We start from the raw sequence: 20989 nt of genomic DNA on the forward strand, positions 1-20989 counted from the left end.
TGCCTCCCGTGCACGGTGAGGTCACTGTGGGCGCGGACACGCGGGACCGCGTGCACTGGCGGCTCCGGCGACGCCCGCGGTCCTTCGAGCTTTCCACTCCCGTCACGCCGCGTCCATACGACGGGCCCGATCCCGACGCCCGCCCACCGGGCGGTCAGGGTGCCCGTCCGTCGCCCACACGCGCGCGTGGCTACGATGGGCCAGCCGGTGGCCAGCAAGGGCCGCGGCCACACCGACCGTCGGGAAGGCCATGCTGAACAAGTACGCGCGTGCATTTTTTACGCGTGTCCTCACACCGTTCGCCGCGTTTCTCATCCGCCGGGGCGTCAGCCCGGACATGGTCACGCTGATCGGCACCGCCGGTGTGGTCGCGGGTGCGCTGGTCTTCTACCCCGTGGGTGAGTTCTTCTGGGGCACGGTCGTGATCACACTCTTCGTCTTCTCCGACCTCGTCGACGGCAACATGGCCCGCCAGCTCGGCCGCTCCAGCCGCTGGGGCGCCTTCCTGGACTCCACGCTGGACCGGGTCGCCGACGGCGCGATCTTCGGGGGCTTCGCGCTCTGGTACGCGGGCGGCGGTGACGACATCGTGCTGTGCGCCGTGTCGATCTTCTGCCTGGCCAGCGGCCAGGTGGTGTCCTACACCAAGGCGCGCGGCGAGTCGATCGGCCTGCCGGTCGCCGTCAACGGGCTCGTCGAACGCGCCGAGCGCCTCGTCGTCTCGCTGGTCGCGGCCGGACTCGCGGGGCTGCACGCCTTCGGCGTGCCGGGCATCCAGTACCTGCTGCCGATCGCCCTGTGGATCGTCGCCGTCGGCAGCCTCGTCACGCTGATCCAGCGTGTCGTCACGGTCCGCCGGGAGGCCGCCGAGGCGGACGCCGCCGCGCAGGAGAGCCAGGGCACCGAGGCGGCGAAGTGAGCGCTCGGGAGCGGCTGGCCGACGGCCTGTACGGGGCCGGCTGGAGCACCGTGAAGAAGCTCCCCGAGCCGGCCGCGGTGCGCCTCGGCCGCACTGTCGCGGACCTGGCCTGGAAGCGGCGCGGCACCGGTGTACGGCGCCTGGAGGGCAACTACGCGCGCGTGCTGCCCGACGCGGGCCCCGAGCGGCTCGCCGCGCTCTCACGCGCGGGCATGCGCTCGTACCTGCGCTACTGGATGGAGTCCTTCCGGCTTCCGGCGTGGAGCACCGAGCGGATCAGGTCCGGCTTCGTCCCCGAGGGCCTGCGGCACCTCACCGACGGCATGGACGCGGGCAAGGGCGTGGTCCTCGCCCTCCCGCACCTGGCCAACTGGGACCTCGCGGGCGCCTGGGTCACCACCGAACTGGGTATCCCCTTCACCACGGTCGCCGAACGCCTCAAGCCGGAGACCCTGTACGACCGCTTCGTCGCCTACCGCGAGGGCCTCGGCATGGAGGTCCTGCCGCACAGCGGCGGCACGGCCTTCGGCACGCTGGCCCGGCGGCTGCGCGACGGAGGTCTGGTCTGCCTGGTCGCCGACCGCGACCTGTCCGCCTCCGGCGTGGAGGTCGACTTCTTCGGCGAGACCGCGCGAATGCCCGCCGGACCGGCCCTGCTGGCGCTGCAGACCGGCGCGCGGCTCCTGCCGGCGACGCTCTGGTACGACGAGTCGCCCGTCATGAAAGGCCGGGTACATCCACCGGTCGAGGTTCCCGGGTCAGGTACACGGGCCGAGAAGACGTCTGTCATGACACAGGCGCTGGCCGATGCCTTCGCCACGGGGATCGCCGACCACCCGGAGGACTGGCACATGCTCCAGCGCTTGTGGCTGAAGGACCTCGACCCCGCCAAGGCCCCCGCGGCGGCCGACGGGCAGGGCGCCCCGTGAGGATCGGCATCGTCTGCCCGTACTCCTGGGACGTGCCGGGCGGCGTCCAGTTCCACATCCGGGACCTGGCCGAGTACTTCATCAGTCTCGGCCACGAGGTCTCCGTCCTCGCCCCCGCCGACGACGACACCCCGCTGCCGCCGTACGTCGTCTCGGCCGGCCGCGCGGTGCCGGTGCCGTACAACGGCTCGGTGGCGCGGCTCAACTTCGGTTTCCTGTCGGCCGCCCGGGTACGGCGCTGGCTGCACGACGGCGCCTTCGACGTCGTCCACATCCACGAGCCGACCTCACCCTCACTCGGCCTGCTGACCTGCTGGGCCGCGCAGGGACCGATCGTGGCCACCTTCCACACGTCCAACCCGCGCTCCCGCGCGATGATCGCCGCGTACTCGATCCTCCAGGCCGCCCTGGAGAAGATCAGCGCCCGGATCGCGGTGAGCGAGTACGCCCGCCGCACCCTCGTCGAGCACCTCGGCGGGGACGCGGTCGTCATCCCCAACGGCGTCGACGTCGACTTCTTCGCGGACGCCGAGCCGAAGCCTCAGTGGCAGGGGGACACGATCGGCTTCATAGGGCGCATCGACGAGCCCCGCAAGGGCCTGCCGGTGCTGATGGGCGCGCTGCCGAAGATCCTCGCCGCGCGTCCGGGTACCCGGCTGCTGGTGGCCGGGCGCGGCGACGAGAAGGAGGCGGTGGCCTCGCTGCCCGCCGAGCTGCGCTCCCGGGTGGAGTTCCTCGGCATGGTCAGCGACGAGGACAAGGCGCGCTTCCTGCGCAGCGTCGACCTGTACGTGGCGCCCAACACCGGCGGCGAGAGCTTCGGGATCGTCCTGGTCGAGGCCATGTCGGCCGGCGCCCCCGTGCTCGCCTCCGACCTGGACGCCTTCGCCCAGGTCCTCGACCAGGGCGCGGCCGGCGAACTGTTCCCCAACGAGGACGCCGACGCGCTGGCCGACGCGGCGGTACGGCTGCTCGCGGATCCGGAGCGCCGCACCGCGCTGCGGAGGCGGGGCAGCGCCCACGTACGGCGCTTCGACTGGTCCACGGTCGGCGCGGACATCCTGTCGGTCTACGAGACGGTCACGGCGGGCGCGGCGGCGGTGGCGACGGACGACCGGGCGACCGGGCTGCGGGCACGACTCGGACTGGCGAGGGACTGAGAAGCGGGGCGGCTTCCCAGCCACCCCAGCCGCCCCGGCGGCCCCGGCGGCCCCGGCGGCCCCGGCCGTCTCAGCGCCCCGGTCGCCCCGGCCGTCTCAGCCCGTCCGGGGTCCGGCGACGAGGCCGTCCGGGCCGCGGCGAAGGCCTGGGGACGGCAGCCCGGCGACGCCCGCCACCAGGGGACCCGCCGACCCGGTGGTGCGCTCCCGTAGGGTTTCGCCCCGTGACCGCAACCCTCATCTGGATCCTGGTCGTCCTCGTGGCGATCGGCCTGTACCTGAGCTGGACGGCGGGGCGGCTGGACCGGCTGCACGCCCGGATCGACGCCGCCCGTGCCGCACTCGACGCGCAGTTGCTGCGCAGGGCGTCCGTGGCCCAGGAACTGGCCACCTCGGGCGTGCTCGACCCGGCCGCCTCCATCGTCCTGTACGAGGCCGCGCACGCCGCCCGGCAGGCCGAGGAGGAACAGCGGGAGGTCGCCGAGAGCGAGCTGAGCCAGGCGCTGCGGGCCGTGTTCGCCGAGCCGCAGCAGGTGGACGTCCTGCGCGAGGCGCCCGGGGGAGAGGAAGCGGCGCACGAGCTGGCCGAGGCCGTGCGGCGCGTCCCGATGGCCCGGCGCTTCCACAACGACGCGGTGGGAGCCGTGCGCAGGCTGCGCGAGCACCGCAAGGTCCGCTGGTTCCGCCTCGCCGGACACGCGCCCTTCCCGCTGGCCTTCGAGATGGACGACGAGTCGCCCGCCGCCCTGGTGGACAGGGCGGCGTAGCGGCCCCAGTCGGACCCCGCGAGCGAAAAGGATCCACTGGCTCCCCATTGGCCCTTGCTGTGGCCTGCTCCGTTCGCGTTTCCTCGGAGCTGCACAAACCCCCTTCCCTTCAGCGAGGTACCCGTGTCCAGCACGCTCTCCGAGAACCAGACCCCCGAGACCGGCACCGCCCGCGTCAAGCGCGGCATGGCCGAGCAGCTCAAGGGCGGCGTGATCATGGACGTCGTCACGCCGGAGCAGGCGAAGATCGCCGAGGACGCGGGCGCCGTCGCCGTCATGGCCCTGGAGCGGGTCCCGGCCGACATCCGCAAGGACGGCGGCGTGGCCCGGATGTCCGACCCGGACATGATCGAGGGCATCATCGGCGCGGTGTCCATCCCCGTGATGGCCAAGTCCCGCATCGGCCACTTCGTCGAGGCCCAGGTCCTGCAGTCCCTCGGCGTCGACTACATCGACGAGTCCGAGGTCCTCACCCCGGCCGACGAGGTCAACCACAGCGACAAGTTCGCCTTCACCACCCCCTTCGTCTGCGGCGCCACCAACCTGGGCGAGGCCCTGCGCCGCATCGCCGAGGGCGCCGCGATGATCCGCTCCAAGGGCGAGGCCGGCACCGGCAACGTCGTCGAGGCCGTCCGCCACCTGCGCCAGATCAAGAACGAGATCGCCCGGCTGCGCGGCTACGACAACAACGAGCTGTACGCCGCCGCAAAGGAGCTGCGCGCCCCCTACGAGCTGGTCCGGGAGGCCGCCGAGCTGGGCAAGCTCCCGGTGGTCCTCTTCTCCGCCGGCGGCGTCGCCACCCCGGCCGACGCCGCGCTGATGCGCCAGCTCGGCGCCGAGGGCGTCTTCGTCGGCTCCGGCATCTTCAAGTCCGGCGACCCGGCCAAGCGCGCCGCCGCCATCGTGAAGGCGACCACCTTCTACGACGACCCGAAGATCATCGCGGACGCGTCCCGCAACCTCGGCGAGGCCATGGTCGGCATCAACTGCGACACCCTCCCCGAGACCGAGCGCTACGCGAACCGCGGCTGGTAAGGCACCGGAACCATGAGTGACACCCCCGTCATCGGCGTCCTGGCCCTCCAGGGCGACGTACGGGAGCACCTCGTCGCCCTGGCCGCGGCCGACGCCGTGGCCAGGCCGGTCAGGCGCCCCGAAGAACTCGCCGAGGTGGACGGCCTGGTCCTGCCCGGCGGCGAGTCCACCACCATCTCCAAACTGGCCGTCCTCTTCGGGGTGATGGACCCCCTGCGCGCCCGCGTGCGGGACGGCCTGCCCGTCTACGGCACCTGCGCCGGCATGATCATGCTGGCCGACAAGATCCTCGACCCGCGCTCCGGGCAGGAGACGGTCGGCGGCATCGACATGATCGTGCGCCGCAACGCCTTCGGACGGCAGAACGAGTCCTTCGAGGCGGCCGTCGACCTCAAGGGCGTCGAGGGCGATCCTGTGGAGGGCGTTTTCATCCGCGCCCCCTGGGTGGAGTCCGTGGGCGCCGCCGCCGAGGTGCTCGCCGAGCACGAAGGCCACATCGTCGCGGTCCGCCAGGGCAACGCGCTGGCCACGTCGTTCCACCCGGAGCTGACGGGCGACCACCGCGTGCACCGCCTCTTCGCCGACATGGTGCGCGCGAAGGGGGCGGCGGAGTCCTTGTAGGATTCCTGCGTTCGTTCAAAGACGGGTTACGCGAAGGAGACAGGCAGATGTCCGGCCACTCTAAATGGGCCACGACGAAGCACAAGAAGGCCGTCATCGACGCCAAGCGCGGCAAGCTCTTCGCGAAGCTGATCAAGAACATCGAGGTCGCGGCCCGCATGGGCGGCGTCGACATCGAGGGCAACCCGACGCTGTACGACGCCATCCAGAAGGCGAAGAAGCAGTCGGTCCCGAACAAGAACATCGACTCCGCGGTCAAGCGGGGCGGTGGCCTCGAGGCCGGCGGCGCCGACTACGAGACGATCATGTACGAGGGTTACGGCCCGAACGGTGTCGCGGTCCTCATCGAGTGCCTCACCGACAACCGCAACCGCGCCGCCTCCGACGTCCGTGTCGCCATGACCCGCAACGGCGGCTCCATGGCCGACCCGGGCTCGGTGTCGTACCTGTTCAACCGCAAGGGCGTCGTGATCGTGCCCAAGGGCGAGCTGGGCGAGGACGACGTCCTGGCCGCCGTCCTGGACGCGGGCGCCGAGGAGGTCAACGACCTCGGCGAGAACTTCGAGGTCCTCAGCGAGGCCACCGACCTGGTCGCGGTCCGCACCGCCCTCCAGGACGCCGGCATCGACTACGAGTCCGCCGACGCGAACTTCGTCCCGACCATGCAGGTCGAGCTGGACGAGGAGGGCGCCCGGAAGATCTTCAAGCTGATCGACGCCCTCGAGGACAGCGACGACGTGCAGAACGTCTTCGCCAACTTCGACGTGAGCGACGAGGTCATGGAGAAGGTCGACGCGTAGCGCCGCCGCGCGCGACGATCCCGGCGGGCCGGAGGGACACGTCCCCCGGTCCGCCGTCGTTGTCGGTGGCACCCGATAGCCTGCACAAACAGGTGATCGATGTGAGGGGGCCGTGCGTTGCGCGTACTGGGGGTGGACCCGGGACTGACCCGTTGCGGGATCGGGGTCGTCGAAGGCGTCGCCGGCCGGCCGCTCACCATGATCGGCGTCGGTGTCGTCCGCACGTCCGCGGACGCCGATCTCGGCCACCGCCTGGTCGCCGTCGAGCAGGGCATCGAGCGGTGGCTGGACGAGCACCGGCCGGAGTACGTCGCCGTGGAGCGGGTCTTCAGCCAGCACAACGTCCGTACGGTCATGGGCACCGCCCAGGCCAGCGCCGTCGCCATCCTGTGCGCCTCCCGCCGCGGCATCCCCGTGGCCCTGCACACCCCCAGCGAGGTCAAGGCCGCCGTCACCGGCAGCGGACGCGCCGACAAGGCGCAGGTCGGTGCCATGGTCACCCGCCTGCTGCGGCTCGCCGCGCCCCCCAAGCCCGCCGATGCCGCCGACGCCCTCGCGCTCGCCATCTGCCACATCTGGCGCGCCCCCGCGCAGAACCGGCTCCAGCAGGCCGTGGCCCTGCACGCCTCGAAAGCGCCGAAGACCCCGAAGACCCCGGCATCCCCGCCCGCAACGAAAGGCCGTACGGCATGATCGCCTTCGTCAGCGGCACGGTCGCCGCCCTCGCCCCCGACACCGCGGTGGTCGAGGTCGGCGGCGTCGGCATGGCCGTCCAGTGCACGCCGAACACGCTGTCGACGCTCCGCCTCGGCAAGCCCGCCAAGCTCGCCACCTCCCTCGTCGTCCGTGAGGACTCCCTCACCCTGTACGGCTTCGCCGACGCCGACGAGCGCCAGGTCTTCGAGCTGCTCCAGACGGCCAGCGGCGTCGGCCCGCGCCTGGCCCAGGCGATGCTCGCCGTGCACAGCCCCGACGCCCTGCGCAGAGCCGTATCCACCGGCGACGAGAAGGCGCTCACCGCCGTCCCCGGCATCGGCAAGAAGGGCGCGCAGAAGCTGCTCCTGGAACTGAAGGACCGCCTCGGCGAGCCGATCGGGGCCCCCGCCGTCGGCGCGCCGGTCAGCACCGGCTGGCGCGACCAGCTCCACGCGGCCCTGATCGGCCTCGGGTACGCGACCCGCGAGGCCGACGAGGCCGTCTCCGCCGTGGCGCCCCAGGCGGAAGCCGCCCAGGGCACGCCCCAGGTGGGGCAACTGCTGAAGGCGGCCCTGCAGACCCTGAACCGCGCCCGTTGAACCGCCATCCCCGACCCCTGAGGCACACACCGACATGAACTGGGACGACACGACCGACGCCGACGCCCCCGCCGAGCGGCTCGTCGGTGCGTCCGCCGACGGCGAGGACCAGGCCGTGGAGGCCGCCCTGCGCCCCAAGGACCTGGGCGAGTTCATCGGCCAGGAAAAGGTCCGCGAGCAGCTCGACCTCGTGCTGCGCGCCGCACGCGCGCGGGGGGCGACCGCCGACCACGTACTGCTCTCCGGCGCTCCCGGCCTCGGCAAGACCACCCTCTCGATGATCATCGCGGCCGAGATGGAAGCCCCCATCCGCATCACCTCCGGCCCCGCCATCCAGCACGCCGGCGACCTCGCGGCGATCCTCTCCTCCCTCCAGGAGGGCGAGGTCCTCTTCCTCGACGAGATCCACCGCATGTCGCGGCCCGCCGAGGAGATGCTCTACATGGCGATGGAGGACTTCCGCGTCGACGTCATCGTCGGCAAGGGCCCGGGCGCCACCGCCATCCCCCTGGAACTGCCGCCCTTCACCCTGGTCGGCGCCACCACGCGCGCGGGACTGCTGCCGCCCCCGCTGCGCGACCGCTTCGGCTTCACCGCGCACATGGAGTTCTACGGACCGGCCGAACTGGAACGCGTCATCCACCGCTCGGCGGGCCTGCTCGACGTCGAGATCGACACCGCCGGCGCCGCCGAGATCGCCGGCCGCTCCCGCGGCACCCCCCGCATCGCCAACCGGCTGCTGCGCCGGGTCCGGGACTACGCGCAGGTCAAGGCCGACGGCCTGGTCACCCAGGAGATCGCCGCGGCCGCCCTCGCGGTCTACGAGGTCGACGCCCGCGGCCTGGACCGGCTGGACCGTGGCGTGCTGGAGGCCCTGCTCAAGCTGTTCGGCGGCGGTCCCGTCGGCCTGTCCACGCTCGCCGTCGCCGTGGGGGAGGAGCGTGAGACAGTGGAAGAGGTCGCCGAACCCTTCCTGGTAAGGGAGGGGCTGCTCGCCCGCACCCCGCGCGGACGCGTGGCGACCCCGGCCGCATGGGCGCATCTCGGCCTCACCCCGCCGCGTTCGCAAGGTTCCGGAAACGGACAACAGGACTTGTTCGGGGCGTGACGGCACCGTCACGAAGAGGACATTCGCCGGAGCAGGAACCCCGGTGCCATGCTGAGCGTTGTTCCATGCGCGCGGACTCGCTTAGACTCCGCCGATGCCGCCCTTGTCGGCGGCGCACACACCCCCAACCATCAGGCCGCTCACCATCGCGGTCGTGTGAAGGAAGTACCGACCCGTGAGTCTCGTGACCCTCCTCCCGTTCATCGTGCTCATCGGGGCCATGTTCCTGATGACCCGGTCGGCGAAGAAGAAGCAGCAGCAGGCCGCCGACATGCGGAACCAGATGCAGCCCGGTTCCGGAGTCCGCACCATCGGGGGCATGTACGCCACGGTCAAGGAGGTCAGCGAGGACACGGTCCTCCTCGACGCCGGTCCGGGCGTCGAGCTGCTCTTCGCCAAGAGCTCCATCGGTGCCGTCCTGACCGACGACGAGTACAACCGCATCGTCCACGGCATCGAGCACGACCTGAAGTCCGACGCCGACGTCGTCCCGGACGACGCCTCCTCCCTCACCGAGACCGACGCCTCCGCCGACGACGCTGCCGCCGCCTCCGACGGCAAGTCCGTCGACCTCGGCAAGAAGGACGCGACCGACGAGCCGGCCGACGAGCCGACCGCCGGGGCCGCGTCCGCCGAGGCGAAGACGGACGAGCAGCCCAAGAAGTCCGACGGCGGTTCCGAGGCGAAGTAGCCGTGCTCCGGGGTGCGCGGGTCGTTCCCGCGCGCCCCGTGTGATGCGCGGCTCGCACGGATCCGGACACCATGTGATGGCCGCCGGTGACGCCTACCCGGCGCGAAGCGGCCCGAGAGGGAGTACGCAAAGGTGGTAGCACCTAAAAAGGGAAAGAATGCGAGCGCTCAGAGTAAGCCCGGGCGCTCGCTGGCCCTGATTCTGATCGCCATCGTGGCGCTCACCGGAGGCATGTTCGCCTCCGGACACACGACTCCGCGTCTCGGGATCGACCTGGCCGGCGGCACGAGCATCACGCTCCGGGCGGTTCCGGAGGCCGGCCAGGAGTCGGCGATCAACAAGACCAACATGGACACGGCCGTCGAGATCATGGAGCGCCGTGTCAACGGCCTCGGTGTGCAGGAGGCCGAGGTCCAGACCCAGGGCGACCGGAACATCATCGTCAACATCCCCAAGGGGACGGACTCCAAGGAAGCCCGGGAGCAGGTCGGCACCACCGCGAAGCTCTACTTCCGCCCGGTCCTCGCCACCGAGCTCTCCGGTGCCGCCGCGACGGGCAGCCCCTCGCCGAGCGCCACCGGCGGCGCCTCGGACAAGGCGACCGACAAGGCGACGGACAAGGCCACCGACGGGGACGAGGCGAGCAGCTCGCCGTCCGGCTCCCCGTCGGCGAGCGCCACCACCCAGGGCCGTGCCGCCACCGACGCCCTGAAGGCCGACCCCAGCCCGTCCGCCACCGCCTCCGACGGCGCCTCCCCGTCCCCGAGCGCCAGTGCTGGCGGCGACGACGCCGCCGCCAAGCTCCAGGCCCAGTACGCCGCGCTCGACTGCACCGTCGAGGCCGACCGCGCCAAGGCCGGCGACGGCGCCAAGCCGGGCGACTCCATGGTGGCCTGCGGCCAGAACTCGCAGGGTCAGTGGCAGAAGTACATCCTCGGCCCGGCCGCGGTCGACGGCACGGACGTCGACAAGGCCGAGGCGGTCTTCAACACCCAGACCGCGGCCGGCTGGACCGTCACGATGAAGTTCACGGACGACGGCGCCAAGAAGTTCGCCGACATCACCGGCAAGCTGGCGCAGAACCAGTCCCCGCAGAACCAGTTCGCCATCGTCCTGGACAACGAGGTCGTCTCCGACCCCTACGTCAGCCAGGCACTGACCGGCGGCAGCGCGGAGATCTCCGGCAGCTTCACGCAGGAGGAGGCCCAGGGCCTCGCCAACATGCTGTCCTACGGCGCTCTGCCGCTGACCTTCAAGGAGGACAGCGTCACCACCGTCACCGCCGCGCTCGGTGGTGACCAGCTCCGGGCCGGTCTGATCGCCGGTGCGATCGGCCTCGCCCTGGTCGTCCTCTACCTGCTGTTCTACTACCGCGGGCTGTCGTTCATCGCCGTGGCCTCGCTGCTGGTCTCCGCCGCCCTCACGTACGTGATCATGTCGCTGCTGGGCCCGGCCATCGGCTTCGCCCTGAACCTGCCGGCCGTCTGCGGCGCCATCGTCGCCATCGGTATCACGGCGGACTCGTTCATCGTGTACTTCGAACGCGTCCGCGACGAGATCCGCGAAGGCCGCTCGCTGCGCCCCGCGGTCGAACGCGGCTGGCCGCGCGCCCGGCGCACCATCCTGGTCTCCGACTTCGTGTCGTTCCTCGCCGCCGCGGTGCTCTTCGTCGTCACCGTCGGCAAGGTCCAGGGCTTCGCGTTCACCCTGGGACTGACCACGCTGCTCGACGTGGTGGTGGTGTTCCTCTTCACCAAGCCGCTGCTGACGCTGATGGCCCGCCGGAAGTTCTTCGCGAACGGGCACAAGTGGTCCGGCCTCGACCCGAAGAGCCTGGGCGCCAAGCCGCCGCTGCGCCGCACGCGCCGTCCCGCCCGTCCCGCCGGCCATGTCGACCCGAAGGAGGCGTGAGATGGGAAAGCTCGGCAACCTCGGCGCCCGACTGCACCATGGTGAGATCGGTTACGACTTCGTCAAGAACCGCAAGCTCTGGTACGGCATCTCCATCCTGATCACCATCACGGCCATCGTCGGCCTGGCGGTGCGCGGTCTGCACATGGGCATCGAGTTCCAGGGCGGCGCGGTCTTCACCACCCCCAAGAACATGAGCGCCTCGGTGGCTCAGGCGGAGGACTACGCGGAAGAGGCCTCCGGCCACGAAGCGATCGTCCAGAAGCTGGGCGACGGCAGCCTGCGCATCCAGATCGGCGGCACCGACACCGCGCAGTCGGACCGGATCAAGGAAGATCTCGCCGACGATCTGAACGTGGACGCCGAGAAGATCAACGCCGACCTGGTCGGCCCCAGTTGGGGTGACCAGATCGCGAACAAGGCCTGGCAGGGCCTCGGGATCTTCATGGTGCTGGTGGTGATCTATCTGGCGATCGCGTTCGAGTGGCGCATGGCACTCGCCGCCTTCGTCGCGCTGATCCACGACATCACCATCACGGTCGGCATCTACGCCCTCGTCGGTTTCGAGGTCACTCCCGGCACGGTGATCGGTCTGCTCACGATCCTCGGTTACTCGCTGTACGACACGGTCGTCGTCTTCGACAGCCTCAAGGAACAGACGAGAGACATCACCAAGCAGACCCGCTGGACCTACGGCGAGATCGCCAACCGTTCGATCAACAGCACCCTGGTCCGCTCCATCAACACCACGGTGGTCGCCCTGCTGCCGGTGGCCGGTCTGCTCTTCATCGGCGGCGGTGTCCTCGGCGCCGGCATGCTCAACGACATCTCGCTGTCGCTGTTCGTCGGTCTCGCCGCGGGCGCGTACTCGTCGATCTTCATCGCCACGCCGCTCGTCGCCGACCTCAAGGAGGCCGAGCCGGAGATGAAGGCGCTGAAGAAGCGCGTCCTCGCCAAGCGCGCCCAGGCCGCGGCCAAGGGCGAGCCGGCGGAGAACGCCGTCGACGAGGAGCGGTACGCCGACGACGAGGACGACGAGGCCGAGGACGCGGCGCCCGCGGTGGTCGGCCCCCGCAGCCGGCCCGCGTCCCGCAACAGGGGCCGCGGCCGACCCTCGGGGAAGCGCCGATGACCGAGACGACCGACATCACGGAGCTGCTGCTCAGCCGCATCCGGGATGTGGCCGACTACCCGGAGCCGGGCGTGGTGTTCAAGGACATCACCCCGCTCCTGGCCGACCCGGCCGCGTTCACCGCCCTGACCGGCGCGCTCGCCGAGGTCGCCGAGCACACCGGCGCCACCAAGGTCGTCGGTCTGGAGGCCCGCGGCTTCATCCTCGGCGCCCCGGTGGCCCTGAGCGCCGGCCTCGGCTTCATCCCCGTGCGCAAGGCGGGCAAGCTCCCCGGAGCCACCCTCAGCCAGGCGTACGACCTGGAGTACGGCTCGGCCGAGATCGAGGTGCACGCCGAGGACCTCACCGCCGGGGACCGCGTGCTGGTCGTCGACGACGTCCTGGCCACGGGCGGCACCGCCGAGGCCTCGCTGGAGCTCATCAGGCGGGCCGGCGCGCAGGTGGCCGGCCTCGCCGTCCTGATGGAGCTGGGCTTCCTCGGCGGGCGGGCCCGTCTGGAGCCGGCCCTGGCCGGGGCACCGCTGCGGGCGCTGCTCACGGTCTGACGGCTCTCGTCGCACAGCGGAGGCGGGCCCGGAGGAATCCGGCGCCCGCCTCAGGCGTATCCCGGGTTGACGGCCCTCACAGTGGCCGGAAGGCAATCCCCGGGTGCAGGATCGCTACCATGGGGTTTCCGGAGCCTGACCGGGGGACCCGGATCGCGCACGAGGAGTCCTCTTGCCAGACGAGGCCCAGCCACTGACCGCCGCAAAGCCCGAGTCCGCCTCGGCGCCCGCGGCGAAGCCCGCGCCCAGTTCGCCGCAGGCGAAGAACGACACCCGCGGGCCGATTCAGCACGCCCCGTCCGCGCCCGTCGACAAGCCGGCCGACCAGCAGCCGCTTCCCAAGCCCATCCCGCCCGAGCGCGACCGGAACGCGCCCGTGGTCCGCACGCCGTCCGGACAGCCCGCGCGCTCCGGCTCCTCCAACCGCGTCCGCGCCCGCCTCGCCCGCCTCGGCGTGCAGCGCGCGAACCCGTACAACCCGGTCCTGGAGCCGCTGCTGCGGATAGTCCGCAGCAACGACCCCAAGATCGAGACGGCCACCCTGCGCCAGATCGAACGCGCCTACCAGGTCGCCGAACGCTGGCACCGCGGGCAGAAGCGCAAGAGCGGCGACCCGTACATCACGCATCCGCTCGCCGTCACCACCATCCTCGCCGAGCTGGGCATGGACCCGGCCACGCTGATGGCCGGCCTGCTGCACGACACCGTCGAGGACACCGAGTACGGCCTGGAGGACCTGCGCCGCGACTTCGGCGACGTGGTCACCCTCCTCGTCGACGGCGTCACCAAGCTCGACAAGGTCAAGTTCGGCGAGGCCGCCCAGGCCGAGACCGTGCGCAAGATGGTCGTCGCCATGGCCAAGGACCCCCGAGTCCTGGTCATCAAGCTCGCCGACCGCCTGCACAACATGCGCACCATGCGCTACCTCAAGCGCGAGAAGCAGGAGAAGAAGGCGCGCGAGACCCTGGAGATCTACGCGCCGCTCGCCCACCGGCTGGGCATGAACACCATCAAGTGGGAGCTGGAGGACCTCGCCTTCGCGATCCTCTACCCCAAGATGTACGACGAGATCGTCCGCCTGGTCGCCGAGCGCGCACCCAAGCGCGACGAGTACCTCGCGATCGTGACCGACGAGGTCCAACAGGACCTGCGCGCCGCCCGCATCAAGGCGACCGTCACCGGCCGCCCGAAGCACTACTACAGCGTCTACCAGAAGATGATCGTCCGCGGCCGCGACTTCGCGGAGATCTACGACCTGGTGGGCATCCGCGTCCTCGTGGACACCGTCCGCGACTGCTACGCGGCGCTCGGCACCGTGCACGCGCGCTGGAACCCGGTCCCCGGCCGGTTCAAGGACTACATCGCGATGCCCAAGTTCAACATGTACCAGTCGCTGCACACGACGGTCATCGGACCCAACGGCAAGCCGGTCGAACTGCAGATCCGCACCTTCGACATGCACCGCCGCGCGGAGTACGGCATCGCCGCGCACTGGAAGTACAAGCAGGAGGCCGTCGCCGGCGCCTCCAAGGTGCGCACCGACGCGCCCAGGTCGTCCGGCAAGGGCAAGGACGACCACCTCAACGACATGGCGTGGCTGCGGCAACTGCTGGACTGGCAGAAGGAGACCGAGGACCCGGGCGAGTTCCTGGAGTCCCTGCGCTTCGACCTCTCCCGCAACGAGGTCTTCGTCTTCACTCCCAAGGGCGACGTCATAGCGCTGCCCGCGAGTGCCACCCCCGTCGACTTCGCGTACGCGGTGCACACCGAGGTCGGCCACCGCACCATAGGGGCACGGGTCAACGGCCGCCTCGTCCCGCTGGAGTCCACCCTGGACAACGGCGACCTGGTGGAGGTCTTCACCTCCAAGGCGGCCGGCGCGGGCCCCTCCCGCGACTGGCTCGGCTTCGTGAAGTCGCCGCGCGCCCGCAACAAGATCCGCGCCTGGTTCTCCAAGGAACGCCGCGACGAGGCGATCGAGCAGGGCAAGGACGCCATCGTCCGCGCCATGCGCAAGCAGAACCTGCCGATCCAGCGCATCCTGACCGGCGACTCCCTGGTCACGCTCGCCCACGAGATGCGCTACTCGGACATCTCCGCGCTGTACGCGGCGATCGGCGAGGGCCATGTCTCCGCGCAGAACATCGTGCAGAAGCTGGTGCAGGCGCTCGGCGGCGAGGAGGCCGCCACCGAGGAGATCGACGAGTCGGTCCCGCCGTCCCACGGTCGCGGCCGCAAACGCCGGACCAACGCCGACCCCGGCGTCGTGGTCAAGGGCGTCGAGGACGTGTGGATCAAGCTGGCCCGCTGCTGTACGCCGGTCCCCGGGGACCCCATCATCGGTTTCGTCACCCGCGGCAGCGGCGTGTCCGTTCACCGCAGTGACTGTGTGAACGTGGACTCGCTCTCCCGGGAGCCCGAGCGCATCCTCGAGGTCGAGTGGGCTCCCAGCCAGTCCTCCGTCTTCCTGGTCGCCATCCAGGTCGAGGCACTGGACCGCTCCCGGCTGCTGTCGGACGTCACGCGGGTGCTGTCCGACCAGCACGTCAACATCCTCTCCGCGGCCGTCCAGACCTCCCGCGACCGCGTCGCCACCTCCCGCTTCACCTTCGAGATGGGCGACCCGAAACACCTCGGGCACGTCCTGAAGGCCGTACGGGGCGTCGAGGGCGTCTACGACGTGTACCGCGTGACGTCGGCGCGCAGACCGTCGTAACGGCCGGCCACACAGGCTCAGGGGCTCCCGTACGGGTGTACGGGAGCCCCTGAGCGCGTGCGCGTGTGCGGTTCAGCCGCCGAACTCGTGCAGACCCTTCAGGGCCTGGTCCAGCAGCGCCTGCCGGCCCTCCAGCTCACGCTCGAGCTTGTCGGCCTTGGCGTTGTTGCCCTGGGCCCGCGCCTGCTCGATCTGCGAGCGCAGCTTGTCCACGGCGGCCTGGAGCTGACCGGTCAGACCCTCGGCACGCGCGCGTGCCTCCGGGTTGGTCCGGCGCCACTCGGTCTCCTCGGCCTCCTGGAGCGCCCGCTCGACCGCGTGCATCCGGCCCTCGACCTTCGGCCGGGCGTCGCGCGGCACGTGACCGATGGCCTCCCAGCGCTCGTTCACCGTGCGGAAGGCGGCCCGGGCCGCCTTCAGGTCCGTGACCGGCAGGAGCTTCTCGGCCTCTTCGGCCAGCTCCTCCTTGAGCTTGAGGTTCTCCGCCTGCACGGCGTCCCGCTCGGCGAAGACCGAGCTGCGCGCGGCGAAGAACACGTCCTGGGCGCCGCGGAAGCGGTTCCACAGGTCGTCCTCGTGCTCGCGCTGGGCGCGGCCGGCGGCCTTCCACTCGGACATCAGGTCGCGGTAGCGCGCGGCCGTAGGGCCCCAGTCCGTCGAGTTCGACAGCGCCTCGGCCTCGGCGACCAGCCGTTCCTTGGTCCGGCGGGCCTCCTCGCGCTGCGCGTCCAACTGTGCGAAGTGCTGTTTGCGGCGCTTGGAGAACGCCGAGCGCGCGTGCGAGAAGCGGTGCCACAGCTCGTCGTCGGACTTGCGGTCCAGGCGCGGCAGGCCCTTCCAGGTGTCCACCAGGGACCGCAGCCGCTCACCCGCCGCCCGCCACTGGTCGGACCGAGCCAGCTCCTCGGCCTCGGCGACCAGCGCCTCCTTCGCGCCGCGTGCCTCGTCGGACTGCTTCGCCCGCTGCGCCTTGCGCTCCTCGCGGCGCGTCTCCACCAGCGCGACGAGCTTGTCCAGCCGGGCCCGCAACGCGTCCAGATCACCCACCGCGTGGTGCGCGTCGACCTGCTCCCGCAGATGGTCGACGGCGGTCTGGGCGTCCTTCGCCGACAGGTCGGTGGTCTTCACCCGCTTTTCGAGGAGGCCGATCTCGACAACCAGGCCTTCGTACTTGCGTTCAAAGTAGGCCAGGGCCTCCTCGGGGGAGCCCGCCTGCCAGGAACCGACGACCTGCTCGCCGTCGGCCGTACGCACGTACACGGTCCCCGTCTCATCGACGCGGCCCCACGGGTCGCTGCTCACAGCGCCTCCTCCACATGATGCCTGCGGGGGGCTTCGCTACCCCCGGGCATCGTCCACAGTTTCGTCACGGCCAACATAGGCGACCGGCGGGTGGCCTGTCCGCATCCCGCGCGACCGAACTTCCGCTGATGAGGGTCAGGATTTCGTGACGGTGGCCTTGTCGATCACGACCGTCGCGTTGGGTGCTCCGTCGCCCGCTCCGGTGCTCTCGCCCGCGGCGGCGATCTTCTTCAGCACCGTCATCCCCTCGTCCGAGATGGTGCCGAACGGCGTGTAGCTGGGCGGCAACGGGCTGTTCTGGTACACGAGGAAGAACTGGCTGCCGCCGGAGCCCGGCTGACCGGTGTTGGCCATCGCCACCGTGCCCGCCGGGTACATGTTCTCCTTGAGGCTCTTGTCCTTCAGGTTCTCGTCCGGGATGTTGTAGCCCGGTCCGCCGTTGCCCTGGCCCGTCGGGTCGCCGCACTGGAGCACGTAGATCCCGTTGGTGGTCAGCCGGTGGCACGGAGTGTGGTCGAAGTAGCCCTTGCCGGCCAGGAAGTTGAACGAGTTGACGGTGTGCGGTGCGGCCGACGTCTTCAGCGCGATGTCTATGTCGCCGCAGGTCGTGGCCAGCTTCATCGTGTACTTCGCCGACTTGTCGATGGTCATCGCAGGTTCCTTCTTCCAGGTCTGCGTCTTGACCTTGCCCTCGGCCGGCTTGTCGCACGGGTCGGGCGCCTTGCTGCTCGGCGAGGCGCTCGGGGTGACCTCCGCGCTCGCGTTCGTCTTGCTGTCGTCGTCCCCGAGGACCACGCCGGTCGTGTACAGCGCGACACTGCCGATCAGGATCACGCCGAGCACCGACGCGATCGCGGCGTTGCGCATGCGTGCCTTGCGCCGCGCGGAGGTGCGTCGCTGCTGTTGCCGCAAGAACTTCTCCCGGGCGAGCTGACGCCGCCGCTGCTCCTGGGTGACCACCGGGTTCTCTCCTCATGCGTCTTCGTGTGCCGACCGGTACGCGTGGGTGCGATGAGCCGACCGTGGGCGTGTAGCCCCGTACCGTATATGGGTTCGCTGAGGAATCGGCACCGCCGGTAGGCTCTGACCATGGGCGCGGACCGTTCGCAAGCCCACCCGTACCGACACAAACGAAGGACGATCGTGCTCATTGCCGGGTTCCCCGCCGGGGCCTGGGGGACGAACTGCTATCTCGTCGCCCCCGCCGCCGGTGAGGAGTGCGTGATCATCGACCCGGGCCATCAGGCGGCCCCCGGAGTCGAGGAAGCGATCAGGAAGCATCGGCTCAAGCCCGTCGCCGTCGTCCTCACCCACGGCCACATCGACCATGTGGCCTCGGTCGTCCCGGTGTGCGGCGCGCACGACGTGCCGGCCTGGATCCACCCGGACGACCGCTTCATGATGAGCGACCCCGAGAAGGGGATCGGCCGCACCATCGGCATGCCGCTCATGGGCGAGCTGACCGTCGGGGAGCCGGACGACGTCAGGGAACTGACCGACGGCGCGAAGCTGGGGCTGGCGGGCATGGAGCTGACGGTGGCGCACGCGCCGGGCCATACCAAGGGGTCGGTGACCTTCGGCCTGCCCGAGGCGGCGGACATCCCGCCGGTCATGTTCTCGGGCGACCTGCTCTTCGCCGGCTCCATCGGACGCACCGACTTCCCCGGTGGCTCCATGGACGACATGCTCGAGTCCCTGGCACGCGTGTGCCTGCCGCTTGACGACTCGACCGTGGTGCTGTCCGGACACGGCCCCCAGACGACCATCGGCCAGGAACGCGCCACCAACCCGTATCTGCGGCAGGTGGCAGCCGGCCAGGGAGTCCCCGGGGCTCCCCGACGAGGAATGTGACGAGAGACCTTCCGTGAGCACCTTCAAGGCCCCCAAGGGCACGTACGACCTGCTGCCGCCCGACTCCGCCAAGTACCTGGCCGTCCGCGAGGCGATCGCCGCCCCGCTGCGCAACTCCGGCTACGGCTACATCGAGACGCCCGGCTTCGAGAACGTCGAGCTGTTCGCGCGCGGTGTCGGCGAGTCGACCGACATCGTGACGAAGGAGATGTACGTCTTCGAGACCAAGGGCGGTGACCGGCTCGCCCTGCGCCCGGAGACGACGGCTCCCGTGCTCCGCGCGGTCCTGGAGGCCAACCTGCACAAGGCGGGCAACCTGCCGGTGAAGGTCTGGTACTCGGGCTCGCAGTACCGCTACGAGCGCCCTCAGAAGGGCCGTTACCGCCACTTCTCCCAGGTCGGTGCCGAGGCGATCGGCGCGGAGGACCCGGCGCTGGACGCCGAACTGATCATCCTCGCCGACCAGTCGTACCGCGCGCTGGGCCTGAGCGACTTCCGCATCCTGCTCAACAGCCTCGGCGACCAGGAGTGCCGTCCCGTCTACCGCGCCGCCCTCCAGGACTTCCTGCGCGGCCTTGACCTGGACGAGGACACGCTGCGCCGCGCCGAGATCAACCCGCTGCGCGTCCTGGACGACAAGCGCCCGGACGTCCAGAAGCAGCTCACCGACGCCCCGCTGCTGCGCGACTACCTCTGCGACGCCTGCAAGGCGTACCACGAGGAGGTGCGCGAGCTGATCACGGCCGCGGGCGTGGTCTTCGAGGACGACCCGAAGCTGGTGCGCGGCCTGGACTACTACACGCGCACGACCTTCGAGTTCGTCCACGACGGCCTCGGCTCCCAGTCCGCGGTGGGCGGCGGCGGCCGGTACGACGGCCTGTCCGAGATGATCGGCGGCCCCGCACTGCCGTCGGTCGGCTGGGCCCTCGGCGTCGACCGCACCGTCCTCGCCCTGGAGGCGGAGGGCATCGAACTGGACATCCCGTCCGCCACCTCCGTCTTCGCCGTGCCGCTCGGCGAGGAGGCCCGCCGGATCCTCTTCGCCAAGGTCACCGAGCTGCGCAAGAACGGCGTCGCCGCCGACTTCTCCTACGGCGGCAAGGGCCTCAAGGCCGCGATGAAGGCGGCCAACCGCTCGGGCGCCCGCTACGCCCTGGTCCTGGGGGAACGCGACCTCGCCGAAGGCGTCGTCCAGCTCAAGGACATGGAGTCCGGCGAGCAGGCGGCCATCGGCGTCAACGAGATCGTCGCCGAGCTGGAGTCGAGGCTCGGCTAGCAGGTCTGTACGTCTCGTCGTCCCCCGGGGCGCGCGTGTTCGCTCGCGTGTGCCCCGGGGGAACGGACATCGGCCGGAACACACCGCTCGAGGGCGATCACCGGTGCGTTCTTATGTTCATCGAACGGTGGCCATACAGGTCCGTGCGGCACAATGGCCCTGCCCGAAGCAGGTCCGACTCAAGTGACGGAATCGGCGTGATGAGCAAGACGACAGTGAAGGACGTCTCCACCGTGGCAGAGCCCGCGCCGGAACCCACCGCCGGAGCATCGCGCGCCGAGGGCGGCAGCCGTGCCCTCGCCCTGCTGCTGGTGATCACGGGCGCGGCCGGGGTGCTCGCCGCGTGGGTCATCACGCTCGACAAGTTCAAGCTCCTCGAGGCCAAGGTCGCGGGCACGACGTTCACCCCCGGGTGCAGCCTGAACCCCGTCGTCTCCTGCGGCAGCGTCATGGAGAGCGACCAGGCGGCCGTCTTCGGCTTCCCCAACCCGATGCTCGGCCTGGTCACCTACGGCATCGTCGTCTGCGTCGGCATGAGCCTGCTCGCCGGGGCCCGCTTCCCGCGCTGGTACTGGCTCACCTTCAACGCCGGCTGCCTGTTCGGCGTCGGATTCGTGACGTGGCTGCAGTTCCAGTCCCTGTACCGGATCAACGCGCTGTGCCTGTGGTGCTGCCTGGCCTGGGTCGCGACGATCCTGATGTTCTGGTACGTGACGTCCTTCAACGTCCGCAAGGGCTTCCTGCCCGCGCCGAACTGGCTCAAGGGCTTCTTCGGCGAGTTCACCTGGGTCCTGCCGGTGCTGCACATCGGCATCATCGGCATGATGATCCTGACCCGCTGGTGGGACTTCTGGACCGCCTGACGGGTGGCCGGCGCACCGCCCGACGGTTCGGCGGCCGGCCCCGCCCACCGCGCCCGCCGCGTTGTCGG

At 70.7% G+C, this 20989-nt stretch carries 19 protein-coding genes and 1 pseudogene; 18 read left to right on the plus strand and 2 right to left on the minus strand.

Translation table 11 applies throughout. The features are described 5' to 3' along the window. Positions 1-195: 195 nt before the first annotated feature. The 15 genes and pseudogenes from pgsA (at position 196) to relA (ending at position 15629) form a co-directional block, all read left to right on the plus strand. Positions 196-919 (plus strand): annotated as a pseudogene (pgsA, locus tag B1H29_RS29955) (phosphatidylinositol phosphate synthase). After that, a complete protein-coding gene (locus tag B1H29_RS29960; RefSeq protein WP_055415957.1) occupies positions 916-1848 on the plus strand; it encodes a phosphatidylinositol mannoside acyltransferase in 933 nt (310 codons plus the stop codon). Before pgsA ends, B1H29_RS29960 begins: the two are co-directional and overlap by 4 nt. Further along, complete coding sequence (locus tag B1H29_RS29965) at positions 1845-3008, plus strand: glycosyltransferase family 4 protein (RefSeq protein ID WP_055415956.1); 1164 nt, start codon at positions 1845-1847, stop codon at positions 3006-3008. Before B1H29_RS29960 ends, B1H29_RS29965 begins: the two co-directional genes overlap by 4 nt. A gap of 224 nt (positions 3009-3232) precedes the next feature. Further along, positions 3233-3775 carry a hypothetical protein gene (locus tag B1H29_RS29970; protein ID WP_055415955.1) on the plus strand — a complete coding sequence of 181 codons (543 nt, stop codon included), beginning with the start codon at positions 3233-3235 and terminating at the stop codon, positions 3773-3775. A 123-nt stretch (positions 3776-3898) separates the two neighbouring features. Then, positions 3899-4810, plus strand: coding sequence for a pyridoxal 5'-phosphate synthase lyase subunit PdxS (gene pdxS, locus B1H29_RS29975; RefSeq protein ID WP_055415954.1), 912 nt, complete (start codon positions 3899-3901; stop codon positions 4808-4810). A 12-nt stretch (positions 4811-4822) separates the two neighbouring features. Further along, positions 4823-5431 (plus strand): pyridoxal 5'-phosphate synthase glutaminase subunit PdxT, encoded by a 609-nt coding sequence (gene pdxT / locus B1H29_RS29980; RefSeq protein WP_055415953.1) that lies wholly within the window; start codon positions 4823-4825, stop codon positions 5429-5431. A 47-nt stretch (positions 5432-5478) separates the two neighbouring features. Next, positions 5479-6231, plus strand: a complete 753-nt coding sequence (locus B1H29_RS29985; RefSeq protein WP_055415952.1) for a YebC/PmpR family DNA-binding transcriptional regulator — start codon at positions 5479-5481, stop codon at positions 6229-6231. 117 nt (positions 6232-6348) lie between these two features. After that, positions 6349-6924: a crossover junction endodeoxyribonuclease RuvC gene (gene ruvC, locus B1H29_RS29990; protein WP_055415951.1), complete on the plus strand. Its 576-nt coding sequence runs from the start codon at positions 6349-6351 to the stop codon at positions 6922-6924. After that, positions 6921-7526: a Holliday junction branch migration protein RuvA gene (gene ruvA / locus B1H29_RS29995; RefSeq protein ID WP_055415950.1), complete on the plus strand. Its 606-nt coding sequence runs from the start codon at positions 6921-6923 to the stop codon at positions 7524-7526. Before ruvC ends, ruvA begins: the two co-directional genes overlap by 4 nt. 34 nt (positions 7527-7560) lie before the next feature. Continuing rightward, positions 7561-8634 carry a Holliday junction branch migration DNA helicase RuvB gene (ruvB, locus tag B1H29_RS30000; RefSeq protein WP_055415949.1) on the plus strand — a complete coding sequence of 358 codons (1074 nt, stop codon included), beginning with the start codon at positions 7561-7563 and terminating at the stop codon, positions 8632-8634. 175 nt (positions 8635-8809) lie between these two features. Further along, positions 8810-9325, plus strand: coding sequence for a preprotein translocase subunit YajC (yajC, locus tag B1H29_RS30005; protein ID WP_055415948.1), 516 nt, complete (start codon positions 8810-8812; stop codon positions 9323-9325). 132 nt (positions 9326-9457) lie between these two features. Beyond that, positions 9458-11236 carry a protein translocase subunit SecD gene (secD, locus tag B1H29_RS30010; RefSeq protein ID WP_167392565.1) on the plus strand — a complete coding sequence of 593 codons (1779 nt, stop codon included), beginning with the start codon at positions 9458-9460 and terminating at the stop codon, positions 11234-11236. Between the two features lies 1 nt (position 11237). Continuing rightward, a complete protein-coding gene (gene secF, locus B1H29_RS30015; protein WP_055415946.1) occupies positions 11238-12368 on the plus strand; it encodes a protein translocase subunit SecF in 1131 nt (376 codons plus the stop codon). Then, the gene (locus B1H29_RS30020; protein ID WP_055415945.1) at positions 12365-12913 is read left to right on the plus strand and encodes an adenine phosphoribosyltransferase; all 549 of its coding nucleotides are present in this window, start codon (positions 12365-12367) and stop codon (positions 12911-12913) included. The genes secF and B1H29_RS30020 overlap by 4 nt, the downstream gene beginning before the upstream one ends. Positions 12914-13085: 172 nt before the next feature. Continuing rightward, positions 13086-15629 carry a GTP pyrophosphokinase gene (gene relA / locus B1H29_RS30030; RefSeq protein WP_055415944.1) on the plus strand — a complete coding sequence of 848 codons (2544 nt, stop codon included), beginning with the start codon at positions 13086-13088 and terminating at the stop codon, positions 15627-15629. Between the two features lie 72 nt (positions 15630-15701). Here relA and B1H29_RS30035 read toward each other — a convergent pair whose 3' ends face one another. Continuing rightward, positions 15702-16931, minus strand: a complete 1230-nt coding sequence (locus tag B1H29_RS30035) for a DUF349 domain-containing protein (protein ID WP_055415943.1) — start codon at positions 16929-16931, stop codon at positions 15702-15704. A gap of 135 nt (positions 16932-17066) precedes the next feature. Continuing rightward, positions 17067-17891, minus strand: a complete 825-nt coding sequence (locus tag B1H29_RS30040; RefSeq protein WP_055415942.1) for a peptidylprolyl isomerase — start codon at positions 17889-17891, stop codon at positions 17067-17069. 183 nt (positions 17892-18074) lie between these two features. On the opposite strand from B1H29_RS30040, the gene B1H29_RS30045 reads away from it, so the two are divergent. From B1H29_RS30045 to B1H29_RS30055, 3 genes are all read left to right on the plus strand, one after another. After that, on the plus strand, positions 18075-18782 hold the full coding sequence (locus B1H29_RS30045; protein WP_055415941.1) for an MBL fold metallo-hydrolase: 708 nt from the start codon (positions 18075-18077) through the stop codon (positions 18780-18782). 13 nt (positions 18783-18795) lie between these two features. Next, complete coding sequence (hisS, locus tag B1H29_RS30050) at positions 18796-20058, plus strand: histidine--tRNA ligase (protein WP_055415940.1); 1263 nt, start codon at positions 18796-18798, stop codon at positions 20056-20058. A 200-nt stretch (positions 20059-20258) separates the two neighbouring features. Then, entirely contained in the window at positions 20259-20921 is a 663-nt protein-coding gene (locus B1H29_RS30055) for a vitamin K epoxide reductase family protein (protein ID WP_199832261.1), read from the plus strand. The last annotated feature ends 68 nt before the right edge of the window (positions 20922-20989 follow it).

This window comes from Streptomyces pactum (genome assembly GCF_002005225.1).
GTDB lineage: Bacteria > Actinomycetota > Actinomycetes > Streptomycetales > Streptomycetaceae > Streptomyces > Streptomyces pactum_A.